This window comes from Microtetraspora malaysiensis, assembly GCF_001528665.1.
In the GTDB taxonomy this organism is placed as follows: Bacteria; Actinomycetota; Actinomycetes; order Streptosporangiales; family Streptosporangiaceae; genus Microtetraspora_A; species Microtetraspora_A malaysiensis.
The window spans coordinates 141,312-153,563 of record NZ_BBYJ01000023.1; the positions used below are offsets into that span (position 1 = coordinate 141,312).

10 protein-coding genes are annotated in these 12,252 nt (G+C 70.7%); 5 read left to right on the forward strand and 5 right to left on the reverse strand.

Annotated elements, in window-relative coordinates:
• Positions 1-206: 206 nt before the first annotated feature.
• Entirely contained in the window at positions 207-1,268 is a 1,062-nt protein-coding gene (locus AWQ71_RS28375; RefSeq protein WP_067138448.1) for a cation diffusion facilitator family transporter, read from the reverse strand.
• Positions 1,269-1,387: 119 nt separating this feature from the next.
• On the opposite strand from AWQ71_RS28375, the gene AWQ71_RS28380 reads away from it, so the two are divergent.
• Entirely contained in the window at positions 1,388-2,188 is an 801-nt protein-coding gene (locus AWQ71_RS28380) for a glycerophosphodiester phosphodiesterase (RefSeq protein ID WP_067138450.1), read from the forward strand.
• Here AWQ71_RS28380 and AWQ71_RS28385 read toward each other — a convergent pair.
• Positions 2,178-3,359: a zinc-dependent alcohol dehydrogenase gene (locus AWQ71_RS28385; RefSeq protein WP_067138452.1), complete on the reverse strand. Its 1,182-nt coding sequence runs from the start codon at positions 3,357-3,359 to the stop codon at positions 2,178-2,180. The genes AWQ71_RS28380 and AWQ71_RS28385 overlap by 11 nt on opposite strands.
• A gap of 84 nt (positions 3,360-3,443) precedes the next feature.
• The gene (locus AWQ71_RS28390) at positions 3,444-3,881 is read right to left on the reverse strand and encodes a pyridoxamine 5'-phosphate oxidase family protein (RefSeq protein ID WP_067138454.1); all 438 of its coding nucleotides are present in this window, start codon (positions 3,879-3,881) and stop codon (positions 3,444-3,446) included.
• 229 nt (positions 3,882-4,110) lie between these two features.
• Between AWQ71_RS28390 and AWQ71_RS28395 the strand changes: the two genes are divergently transcribed.
• Together AWQ71_RS28395 and AWQ71_RS28400 are read left to right on the forward strand one after the other, a co-directional pair.
• Positions 4,111-4,671: a hypothetical protein gene (locus tag AWQ71_RS28395; RefSeq protein ID WP_067138501.1), complete on the forward strand. Its 561-nt coding sequence runs from the start codon at positions 4,111-4,113 to the stop codon at positions 4,669-4,671.
• A 91-nt stretch (positions 4,672-4,762) separates the two neighbouring features.
• On the forward strand, positions 4,763-6,448 hold the full coding sequence (locus tag AWQ71_RS28400) for a sensor histidine kinase (protein WP_067138456.1): 1,686 nt from the start codon (positions 4,763-4,765) through the stop codon (positions 6,446-6,448).
• Positions 6,449-6,457: 9 nt separating this feature from the next.
• On the opposite strand, the gene AWQ71_RS28405 is transcribed toward AWQ71_RS28400, so the two are convergent.
• On the reverse strand, positions 6,458-6,862 hold the full coding sequence (locus AWQ71_RS28405) for a pyridoxamine 5'-phosphate oxidase family protein (RefSeq protein WP_067138458.1): 405 nt from the start codon (positions 6,860-6,862) through the stop codon (positions 6,458-6,460).
• Between AWQ71_RS28405 and AWQ71_RS28410 the strand changes: the two genes are divergently transcribed.
• Complete coding sequence (locus tag AWQ71_RS28410) at positions 6,861-9,302, forward strand: phosphoketolase family protein (RefSeq protein WP_084259388.1); 2,442 nt, start codon at positions 6,861-6,863, stop codon at positions 9,300-9,302. The genes AWQ71_RS28405 and AWQ71_RS28410 overlap by 2 nt on opposite strands.
• 10 nt (positions 9,303-9,312) lie before the next feature.
• Here the strand turns inward: AWQ71_RS28410 and AWQ71_RS28415 are convergent, their stop codons facing one another.
• Positions 9,313-10,515, reverse strand: a complete 1,203-nt coding sequence (locus AWQ71_RS28415; protein ID WP_245658529.1) for an acetate/propionate family kinase — start codon at positions 10,513-10,515, stop codon at positions 9,313-9,315.
• Positions 10,516-10,785: 270 nt separating this feature from the next.
• Here AWQ71_RS28415 and AWQ71_RS28420 point away from each other — a divergent pair, with 270 nt between their 5' ends.
• On the forward strand, positions 10,786-11,625 hold the full coding sequence (locus AWQ71_RS28420) for a universal stress protein (protein ID WP_067138505.1): 840 nt from the start codon (positions 10,786-10,788) through the stop codon (positions 11,623-11,625).
• Positions 11,626-12,252 lie beyond the last annotated feature (627 nt).

Here is a 12,252-nt window from a genome sequence, read left to right on the forward strand (position 1 = left end):
CGCTACGCGAGATGGGGGGCGGGCCGATGGCGACCAGTGAGCCCGTGTGCGAGCTTCATCTCCGGATGATCGGGCAGTTGCACGATCTCGTTTTGCGCGTGCACCGACCGATGCTGACCGAGGACGAGGTGGCCCGCTGGATGCAGTCGGGGGCGGTCGTCCGGCTGGAGGTCTCCGAGATGGGCACCCAGGTCGCGCACAGCATGCTAGTGAATTTCGGAAACATCGGGTTCGCCTGGCTGCTCCCCTATCGCGGGGGACGCGGCCTGAGCTTCTGAGCGCTCACGCCCCATCCCCTTTCCGTGATGCGCCGGTCCGTGCGGGTCGGCGCAGTGGTCCGGGTGCGGGTCCTCCGTAGGCCCGATGGACAGGACGCCCGGCGACGCGTGGTCGACCTGGAGCGTCGTGTGCTCGATGCCGTACGCCTCGCGTACCAGGCGCTCGGCGGCCAGCCGTACGGCGTGGCAGTCGGCGCCGGGAGCGACGAGGATGTGCGCGGACAGCGCGGGATAGCCGGAGGTCACCTCCCAGACGTGCAGGTCGTGCACCTCGACCACCGTGTCGAGCGCGGCCGTCCTGCGTCCGATCTCGGCCGGGTTGATCCCGGTGGGCGCCGCCTCCATGAACACCCGCGCCGACGCGCAGACCAGGCCCCAGCCGGACTTCAGCATCAGGGCGGCGATGAGCAGCGCGGCGACGGCGTCGGCCCGGCTCCACCCGGTCAGCCAGACGACCAGGCCGGCGATCGTGGTCGCGATGAACGCGTAGAGGTCGTTGAGTATGTGCTGGAAGGCGCCTTCGACGTTGAGACTGGCCCGGTTGGCGCGGGCGAGCAGCCAGGTCGCGACGATGTTGACGCCGATGCCCGCCAGGCCGGTGACGACGACGTAGACGCCCGCGACCGTCGGCGGTGCGATCAGCCGCCGGGCCGCCTCGTAGACGAAGTACGCGCTGAGCAGCAGCAGGGTGATGCCGTTGATCTGCGCGGAGATGATCTCCGCCCGCTTGAGGCCGTAGGTGAAGCCGCCCTGCGGCGGGCGTGCGGCGATCCGCATGGCGATCAGCGCGAGCATGATGGCGATGGCGTCGGTGAGCATGTGCCCGGCGTCGGAGACGAGCGCGAGCGAGTGGGCGATGAGGCCGACGGCCACCTCGGCGCCCATGAATCCGATGATCAGCAGCAGTGCCGCCGTGAGAAGGCGTCGGTCGGCCGTCGCGCTGACGCCGTGCCCGTGCCCGTGTCCATGACCGTGGCCGTGCTCCGCCATCGTACGGATCCCTCTCGTTTGGTCCGCTATGCGAGCGTAGCGCGCGAGCGTGGAAATAATCGAGCCGTTGTCAACGATTTGTAAGCTAACGACTACGGAACGTGAGCATCATAGGTCGTATGGCAGTCGGCCTTCCCAACGCGCTCGGCAGCGCGCTCCTGTTGATCACGATCCTCGACCCCCGGACGGGGCACACCCAACTGGCCACCACGTCGTCCTGTCCCGCTCCGAAGGTGGTGTCCCATCGGGGGTACGGGGCTGACGAGAACACGCTCTCCGCCTTCGCGTACGCGCTGGACGCGGGCTCCGGCCGGGTCGAACTGGACGTGCACTTCACTCGCGATCACTACCCCGTGGTCATGCACGACGCCACGGTGGACCGTACGACCACCGGGTCGGGGCGGGTCGCGGACATGACGCTGGCGCAGTTCCGCGCGCTGCGCACCCCGGACGGCGAGCGGCTCCCGACCCTCGCGGACGCGCTGCGGCTGGTCCGGGATCGCGGCGGGCGGGTCCTGGTGGAGCTCAAACAGGTCCCGGACGCGCGCGACCTGCGCGAGCTGCGCGAGCTCTACACGGCGCTGGACGCGCGCCGGTGGGCGAGCCTGATGTCCTTCTCCGCCGCCGCGCTGCGGGCGGTGCGCACCATCCCGGCCGCCCGCGGGCTGCTCTCGTCCACCGCGCCCAGCCCCTCGGCCACCGAGGGGCTCTCCTTCGTCGGCGTACGGTACGACCGCCTGACGCGGACGCGGGTCCGGGACTACCAGGCGGCCGGTCTGTCCGTGTACGCGTACACCGCCGACGACCGGGACACCTGGCAGCGCCTGGCCGGTTACGGCGTGAACGGTGTCGTGACCGACCGGACGCCCGCCTACCTGGCCTGGGCGAGCTCCGCCTGCTCGGTCACGATCACGGATTGAGCAGGACCTTGATCGCACCGTCGCGCTTCTTCTGGAAGATCTCGTAGCCGTACGGCGCCTGGTCGAGCGGCAGGCGGTGCGTGGCGAGGTCCATCACGCCCAGCGGGTCCTTGTCGTCGTTGACCAGCGGCAGCAGCGTGTCGATCCAGCGCTTGACGTGCGTCTGGCCCATCCGCAGCGTGATGCCCTTGTCGAACATGCGCAGCATGGGCATCGGGTCGGTCATGCCGCCGTAGACGCCGATGATCGATACGGTGCCGCCGCGCCGTACGGTCTCGATCGCGTGGTGGAGCGCGGAGAGCCGGTCGACGCCCGCTGTCTCCATCAGCGGCGCGGCCATCCGGCCGGGCAGCATGCTGGTGATGCTCTGGGCGATCTTGGCGAATGGAGAGCCGTGCGCCTCCATGCCGACGGCGTCGATCACGGAGTCGGGGCCGCGGCCCGCGGTCATCTCGCGGATGGCCTCGGCGACGTCGGTGTGGCTGCCCAGGTCCACGGTCTCGACGCCGTGCCTGCGCGCCATGGCGAGCCGCTCGGAGACGCCGTCCACCGCGATGACCCGGCGGCCGAGGTGCCGGGCGATGCGGCAGCACATCTGGCCGATCGGGCCGAGGCCGAAGACGGCGACGGTCCCGCCCTCGGGGATGTCGGCCCACTCGACGGCCTGCCAGGCGGTGGGCAGGACGTCGGAGAGGTAGACGTACCGCTCGTCGGGAGGGCCCTCGGGCACCTTGATCGGGCCGAAGTGGGCCTGGGGGACGCGTAGGTACTCCGCCTGCCCGCCGGGCACCTCGCCGTACAGCTTGGTGTAGCCGAACAGGGCGGCGCCCATCCCGTGGTCGCGGCACTGGGTCGTCTCGCACTGCGCGTAGAGCTGACGGTCGCACATGAAGCAGTGCCCGCAGGAGATGGTGAACGGGATGACCACCCGGTCGCCGGGCTTGATGTTCCTGATGTCGGCGCCGACCTCTTCGACGATGCCCATCGGCTCGTGGCCGAGGACGTCGCCCTCCATCATGAAGGGCCCGAACAGCTCGTAGAGGTGCAGGTCGGAGCCGCAGATCCCGGTCGTGGTGACTCTGATGACGGCGTCGGTGGATTCCTTGATCGCCGGGTCGGAGACTTCCTGGACCCGTACGTCGCGTTTCCCGTGCCAGGTGAGTGCCTTCATGCGGCCCCCGCTAACCGCGCCCTTCGCCGCCAAACTGGACAAAGGGCGTTCTTTACGAGAAAACGCCGCAAGGTCGCCCTGGCGTCAGCGGTCCGCGGCCGGCACCGGCTCGTCGAGGGGCGTCAGCCGGAATCCCGTGACGACCTCGGGATGGATCCGGATCACGTGGTCCATGTTGCCGAAGACCCACGGCCGCAGCATCTCGCTGTACCGCTCGATCTCGCCCCGGTCCCTGACCAGGCGGGCGGTGCCGACGACGATCACGCTCCAGCCGAGATGGTCGTGCGGGTCGATCGCGTCCGCCTCGTACGCGACCACGGTGCCGTCGCTGTCGGCGGCGGCGGCCGTGATGGCCGCGCCCAGGTGGGTCCGGATGATGATGTCGCCGTCGTCGAGGATGTGGTTGACCGGCCGGATCGCCGGGAGCGCGTGCAGCGTGAACACCACGCGGCCCATCGCCACCGAGGCGAGCAGCCGCAGCGACTCGTCCCGGGGGATTTCCCGGAGTTCTCGTTCATTCATGCCGGATCGCCCGATTCACGTGATCCACCATGCCATTGGTAACGGCATGTCCCGCTAGGGCCCAAAGTCCTGGAGAAAGGGCCGTTCCTCCTTGACCGTCGCGACCGGGCCGAAGGTCCCTGCGGGCCGGGACCTCGGGGCCACCGAGCCCGAGCCGTACGGCACTGCCGCCGATCCCGAGATCGCGATGCACTTGAGGCAGCACAGACGAAAGGGAAAGGGGCTCACGATGGCGATCACGGAGCGGCGCGGTCGGCAGGACGCGGATGTAGTCCCGGGACCGGGCGCGCACGCGATGACGGCGCGCAGGCCGGTGGAGTACGTCTGGGGGATCGCCCGCATGGCGATCGGCTGGATATTCCTCTGGGCCTTCCTGGACAAACTATTCGGCCTGGGGTTCGCCACCCCCGGGAACAAGGCGTGGATCAACGGCGGCAGCCCGACCACCGGATTCCTCAAAGGGACGGCCGAGAACACGCTCGGCGGCTTCTTCTCCTCACTCGCCGGGCAGGGCTGGGCCGACTGGCTCTTCATGATCGGCCTGGCCGGGATCGGCACCGCGCTGATCCTCGGTGCGGGCATCCGCGTCGCCGCGATCGCCGGCGGCCTGCTCCTCATGCTCATGTGGGCGGCCGAGCTGCCCCTCGCGACCAACCCCTTCCTCGACGAGCACGTGATCTACATGGTCGTCATCGCCGGGCTCGCCCTGGCGAACGCCGGTGACACCCTGGGCATCGGCCGCTGGTGGGGCGGCACCGCGCTCGTCCAGCGGTTCCCCATTCTGAAGTGACCGAAGTTACGTCCCCCTCGGCCGCCCGTCCTCGCGAAGAGGGCGGGCGGTGTGCTATGCCCGGAGTGGTATCACTTTGAGAGGGTGCGAGATGGCGGACACCGAATCAGGATCATTCCTTCCGCGAATGCGGCTGGACGATCTGCTGACCGAGCTGCAGAGCCGGCTGGAGGCCGTGCTCGCCACCCGCGACCGGGTCCACTCGCTGCTGGAGGCCGTGGTCTCGGTCGGTAGCGAGCTCGACCTGGAGACCGTGCTCCACCGCATCGTCGAGTCCGCCACCGCCCTGGTCAACGCCTCGTACGGCGCGCTCGGCGTGATCGGCGAGGAGAGGACGCTGGTCCAGTTCGTCCCGGTCGGCCTGACCGAGGAGGAGATCGCCAGGATCGAGCACTGGCCGCACGGGCTCGGCCTCCTCGGCCTGCTGATCAAGGAGCCGCAGTCGCTCCGGCTGCGCGACATCGCCGACCACCCCGACTCGTACGGCTTCCCGGCCGGGCACCCGCCGATGCGCTCCTTCCTGGGCGTCCCCATCCGCGTACGCGACGAGATCTTCGGCAACCTCTACCTGACCGAGAAGCGCAACGGCGAGTTCGACGAGGAGGACGAGGCGATCGTCACCGCGCTCGCCACCGCCGCCGGCGTCGCCATCGAGAACGCCCGGCTGTACGAGGAGACCCGGCGCAGGGAGGCGTGGCTGGAGGTCTCCTCCGAGGTGACCACGAGCCTGCTGTCCGGGGCCGACCCGCACGACGTGCTGGTGACCCTGGCCCGGCGCACCCGGGAGATGACCGACGCGGACGTGGTGACGATCTCCTTCGGCGTCGCCCCGGACACGCTGCGCGTCGAGATCGCCGAGGGGCTCGACGCGAAGGAGCTGCTCGGCGTCGAACTGCCCGCGGGCGACACGGTGGCCGGCCGGGTGCTGCGCACGGCCGAGCCGCAGATCGCCGACATCAGGGCCTGCCCGGACGTCCCGGCCGGCGCGCCCAAGGCCGGCCCCGCGCTGTCCGTCCCCCTCGGCAAGGGGCGGCTCGTCCGCGGCGTTCTCGGCCTCGGCAAGCGCACCGGGCGCCTTCCGTTCAGCGCCGCAGACCTGCGGATGGTCCAGGCGCTCGCCGGCCAGGCCGCCGTCGCGCTGGAACTGGCCGAGGCCAGGAAGGACGCCGAGCGCCTCGGCCTGCTTGAAGACCGCGACCGCATCGCCAAGGACCTGCACGACGTGGTGATCCAGCGGCTGTTCGCGGCGGCGATGACGCTGATGAGCGTCGTCAGGCTGGTGGAGAAGCCGGAGGTCACCGGGCGCGTCCAGCACGTCGTGGACGAGCTCGACGCCACGATCAGGCAGATCCGCTCCACCATCTTCGCGCTGCACACGCCGCGGGAGGACAAGGCCGCCACCGTGCGCGGCCAGTTCATGGACCTGGTGGAGTCGGCGCGCGGCCACCTCGGCTTCATGCCGGGCGTCCTCCTCGAAGGGGCGGTGGACACCCTCGTCACCCCCAAGATCGCCGACCACGCGCTCGCCGTCCTGCGCGAGGCGCTGTCCAACGTCGTACGGCACGCGCACGCGACCGAGGTGACCGTGACGGTGGACGCCCGCGAGGAGGTCCTCGTGCTCGAGGTCGCGGACAACGGCGTCGGCGTGCCGGAGGAGGGGCGGCGCAGCGGCCTGCGCAACCTCGCCGACCGGGCCGAGCTCCTCGGCGGCACGTTCGAGGTGCAGCGGCGCGAGCCGCGGGGCACCTGCCTGTCCTGGCGGGTCCCGCTCGCCTGAACCGGCCCCTCAGTGCAGCCGACGTCCGGTGACCAGCTCCGCGCGGACGGCGACGAGCTGGTCGTGGTGGCCGGGCGCCCACGGGACCAGCGGCAGCCGGGCCAGCCGGACGACCTCGCCGGGCTCCTCGACGATGCGCGCCGGGCCGACGGCGGTCACCGACCAGCCGGTGCGGCTCGTCTCGTCGAAGTGGTCGGCCTCGAAGGCGACGATCGCGCCGCGCGCGGCCTCCGACAGGCGCGAGCCCGCGGCGGTGCGGAACACCACGTCCTCCCCGTCCAGCACGTAATTGACGACCTGTACGGCCGGCAGCGCGCGCTCGGTGAACACGACGCGGCCGATCGGCGTCGAGGACAGCAGGGAGAGGCATTCCGCCCGCGAAAGCTCCTGGAGCCCGGCCATGTCGATGTTCATGCCTCCAGAGTCGCCCACGCCCCCTGCCCGCCCGCAGGGACGAAGGTCCCGGGTGTCCCGGCGTTCGGCTCGTTCGGGGGCGTTCGGGCCCATCAAGCCCCCGCTCCCGGGTACAGGCGTGGTCATGGATGAAATCGCGCAGATCGACGCATTCTGGCGTGCCGCGAACTACCTGTCCGTCGGGCAGATCTACCTGCTCGACAACCCGCTGCTCAAGGAGCCGCTGTCCCCCGCCGACGTCAAACCCCGGCTGCTCGGCCACTGGGGGACCACCCCCGGACTGAACTTCTGCTTCGCGCACCTCAACCGGATCATCCGGCGGCGCGACCAGGACATGATCTACATCGTCGGCCCCGGCCACGGCGGGCCCGCCGCCGTCGCGCACGCCTGGCTGGAAGGCACGTACAGCGAGGTGTACCCCTCGGTGTCGCAGGATGCCGAGGGCATGCGCCGGCTGTTCCGGCAGTTCTCCTTCCCCGGCGGCATCCCGAGCCACGTCGCGCCCGAGACGCCCGGGTCCATCCACGAGGGCGGCGAGCTGGGCTACGCCCTCGCGCACGCGTACGGCGCGGCGTTCGACAACCCCGACCTGGTCGTGGCGTGCGTCATCGGCGACGGCGAGGCGGAGACCGGGCCGCTGGCCGCGAGCTGGCACTCGAACAAGTTCCTCGACCCGGCCCAGGACGGGATCGTGCTGCCGATCCTCCACCTGAACGGCTACAAGATCGCCAACCCGACGGTCCTCGCCCGGATCCCGGAAAGTGAGCTGATCAAGCTCATGGAGGGGTACGGCTACCGCCCGTACATCGTCTCCGGGGACGACCCCGCGATCATGCACCGCCTGATGGCCGACACCCTGGACGAGGTCTTCGACCGGATCGCCGAGATCAAGGCGGGGTCGGGCGACCGGCTGCCGATGATCATCCTGCGTACGCCGAAGGGCTGGACCGGCCCGCGTGAGGTGGACGGCCTGCCCGTGGAGGGCACCTGGCGGGCCCACCAGGTGCCGCTGGCCGACGTGCGGGACCGCCCCGAGCGGCTGGCCGCCCTGGCGAAGTGGATGCGCTCCTACCGGCCGGAGGAGCTGTTCGACGCCGACGGGCGTCCGGTGCCCGAGGTCACCTCGGACGTGCCGTACGGGCCGCGCCGGATGAGCGCGAACCCGCACGCCAACGGCGGCGAGCTGCTGCGCCCGCTGGTGCTGCCAGACTTCCGCGACTACGGGGTCGAGGTGAAATCGCCGGCCACCGCCACCAGCGAGCCCACGCGGATCTTCGGGACGTTCCTCCGGGACGTGATCGCCGCCAACCCGCGCGACTTCCGGTTGATGGGCCCGGACGAGACCGCGTCCAACCGGCTGCAGGCGGTTTTCGAGGTCACCGACCGGGCGTGGGACGCCGAGCGGCTGCCCACCGACGAGCACCTCGCGCCCGACGGCCGGGTGATGGAGGTGCTGTCGGAGCACCTGTGCCAGGGCTGGCTGGAGGGGTACCTGCTGACCGGGCGGCACGGCCTGTTCAACTGCTACGAGGCGTTCATCCACATCGTGGACGCGATGTTCAACCAGCACGCCAAGTGGCTGGAGTCAGCGCGCAGGATCTCATGGCGGCGTCCGGTGGCGTCGCTCAACTACCTGCTGTCCTCGCACGTATGGCGGCAGGACCACAACGGCTTCAGCCACCAGGACCCCGGGTTCCTGGACGTGGTCATGAACAAGAAGGCCTCGGTCGTGCGCGTCTACCTGCCGCCGGACGCCAACACGCTGCTCTCGGTCGGGGACCACTGCCTGCGGTCACGTAACTACGTGAACGTCGTGATCGCCGGCAAGCAACCGACGCTCGACCTGTTCACGATGCCGGAGGCGGTGGCGCACTGCACCCGGGGCCTCGGCATCATCGAGTGGGCCTCCAACGACGCGGGCGTGGAGCCCGACGTGGTCCTCGCCTGCGCCGGCGACGTGCCCACCATGGAGACCCTGGCCGCCGCCGCGATGCTCCGCGAACACCTGCCCGAGCTGCGGGTCCGGGTGGTCAACGTCGTGGACCTGATGCGCCTGCAGCCGCCGGGCGAGCACCCGCACGGCATGTCGGACGCCGAGTACGACACGCTGTTCACCACCGACCGGCCGGTGATCTTCAACTTCCACGGCTACCCGTGGCTGATCCACCGGCTCACCTATAAGAGGGCGGGCCACGACCACCTGCACGTACGCGGATACAAGGAGGAGGGCACCACGACCACGCCCTTCGACATGGCGATGCTCAACGACATCGACCGGTTCCACCTCGTCCTCGACGTGATCGACCGGGTCCCCGGACTCGGCGCCCGCACCGCCCACCTGCGCCAGCGGATGCTCGACGAGCGGCTGCGCTGCCGCGTCTACACCCGGGAGCACGGCGAGGACGCGCCGATGATCCGCAACTGGGTCTGGCCGTACTGAGCGGTCCGGGTCAGCCGCCGAGCAGGCGCAGGGCCAGGGACGCGATCTCCCACTCCTCGTCGGTCGGGACCACCGTCACCGCGACGTCGGAGCCGGGCGGCGAGATGATCCGCGCGCCCTCGCCGCCCTGGTTGCGGGCCGGATCGACGGCGATGCCGAGCCGTTCCAGCCCGCTCATGGAACGGGCCCTGGTCCGCGCGTCGTGCTCGCCCACCCCGGCGGTGAACACGACCGCGTCGAGGCGCCCGAGCACCGCGTAGTACGCCCCCACGTACTTGCGTATCCGATGGCAGTACACGTCGAGCGCCAGCCGGGCGTCCTCGTCACCGGCGTCGGCCTTCGCCCAGACCTCGCGCATGTCGCTCGCCCCGGCCAGCGCCAGCATCCCCCCGGCCCGCATCAGCGCCTCGTGGCTCTCGGCCACGCCCAGGCCGGCCGTGCCGTACAGGAAGGAGGGCAGCGAAGGGTCCACGTCACCGGAACGAGTGCCCATGACCAGCCCCTCCAGCGGCGTCAGGCCCATCGAGGTGTCCACGCTGCGTCCGCCGCTGATCGCGGTCGCGCTCGCGCCGTTGCCGAGATGGAGCACGATCATGTTCGTCTCCTCAAGGGGGCGGTCCAGCAGCTCGGCCGCCAGCCGGGAGACGTACGCGCATGACGTGCCGTGGAAGCCGTACCGCCGCACGCCCAGCTCCTCGGTCCAGGCGCGCGGGACCGCGTACGTGTAGGCGTGCGGGGGCAGTGTCCGGTGGAACGCGGTGTCGAACACGGCGACCTGCGGGACGCCGGGGAACGCCGCCCGCGCCACCCGGATCCCGTCCAGGTTGGCCGGGTTGTGCAGCGGCGCGAATTTTGCCAGCTCCTCGATGGCGGCGATCACGTCGTCGTCCACCAGGACCGGCTCCGTGAACCGGTCGGCGCCGTGGACCACCCGGTGCCCGACCGCCCGCAGCGGGATCCGGCCCAGGTCCGGGCCGGCCTGGGCGAACGCGTCCAGCGCCGCCCGCAGCCCCGACTCGTGGTCGGGGAAGGCGCGGCGCAGCTCGTACGGCTCCGCCCCGGCCACAGTGTGGGTGAGCGCGCCCCGCCCGTCGCCGATCCGCTCGATCAGGCCGACGGCGAGCCGGCCCCCGGACTCCGTGTCGATCAGCTCGTATTTGATCGACGACGAGCCGGTGTTGAGGACCAGGACGCAGTTGTCCACAGTTTCCACAGCGTCTTCCACAGAGGTGTCCACAGGGTTTTCCACACCTGTGTCCCCGCTTCCGTCCACAGCCACGGGATGCCTCCAGATCGGCGGAACCTGCCGTGATCACCCTCCTTCCCGCGGGAGGAGCGCACATGCTTTTGGGGAAAATTTCCGGACTTTGCGTTGCCGTTAGGGGGAAGGCGGAAGGTCCCGTCCCATGAGGACCAGCGGCTCTGGAATCCGCTCCGCCGCGGTCGTCTCATGGATATGCCGGGGACGAACGAGGAGGACACCATGATCATCGCTGCCACCGACGGCTCCCCCGCCGCCACCGCCGCCGTGGAGTGGGCCGCCGACGACGCGGCACGCAAGAAGCTCCCGCTGCGCGTGCTCCACGTCGTCGACCGCCTGCCGTACGAGATCCCGCGCTATCCGATCCCCGGCGTGCAGGAGTCCATCGTGGAGTCCGGCGAGCGGATCCTCCGCGACGCCCGCCAGGCCGTACGGGCTCGGCAGCCCGCCGTCGAAGTGACCACCGAACTGGTCTACGGCGTCCCGGCCCCCGTACTGCGGCAGGAGGCCGAGCACTCGTCCGAACTCGTGGTGGGCAGCCGCGGCCGGGGCGGCTTCGCCGGGATGCTGCTCGGCTCGGTCAGCACCCACGTCGCCGGGCACGTCCACACCCCGGTCGTCGTCGTACGGCCCGCCCCCGCGACGGCCCACGGCGAGGTCGTGGTCGGCGTGAGCGAGTCGGAGGAGTGCGACCCGGCCCTCGCCTACGCCTTCGAGGAAGCCAACCTGCGTGGCACCCGGCTGCGCGCGATCAGCGCGTGGGAGCTCCCGGTGCACATCCTCGGACCCGAGGTCGTCTACGACGTGGACGAGATCCAGCACGCCTTCCGCCAGGCCGCCAACGAAAAGCTCGGAGACCTGCGGGAACGGTTCCCCGACGTCGAGGTCACGCTGGACATCGTGCGCGGGCACCCCGTCGCCGCCCTGGTGGACGCCTCGGAGAAGGCCGACCTCGTCGTCGTCGGCTCCCGCGGCCGCGGCACGATCGGCGCCGCCGTGCTCGGCTCGGTGAGCCGCGGCGTCCTGCACCACGCCCGCTGCCCGGTCGCCGTCGTCCGGTGACGGCACGAGTGGAAAGCGTTCCGGGTCCTCGCCGTCGATGAGGACCGTTGCGCTGCGGCGCCGGTGTGGGTCACGGCGGTCGTGAGGGAGCGTTCCGGGATCTCGCCGTTGATGAGTACCGCTGCGCTGCGGCGGGTGGCTGCTCCGGCGCGCCGTGATAGCCGGCCTCTGGCGTCACCGCTTCGCGGCTTCGGGCGCGGTGGTACATGGCACGGTCCTACGCGCGCCTCCACAACCACCCGCACTCCGCTCCGCTCACCCCCGCACCGGCTCCTCGCCGTAGGCGCATCGTCTCGTCCTCGGGCTCCTTCTCGCCGCAACCTGGGAAACCCGCTCATGGTCCGGCGCCGTCGGGAAACCCGCTCATGGTCGGGCGCTGTCGGGAACTCCGCTCCGCTTTCCCGCCGCACCCACTTCTCGCCGTCACGCGCCCTGTCCCGCTTTCCCGCCGCACCCACTTCTCGCTGTCACGCGCCCTGTCCCGCTTTCCCGCCGCACCCACTTCTCGCTGTCACGCGCCCTGTCCCGCTTTCCTGTCGCACCGACCTGCGTCCACATTCCGGGGTCGCTGGTTCGGGAAAGTTGTCTTACCGCATCAAATCCGCAGATTCCTCATATGGGGCCTTT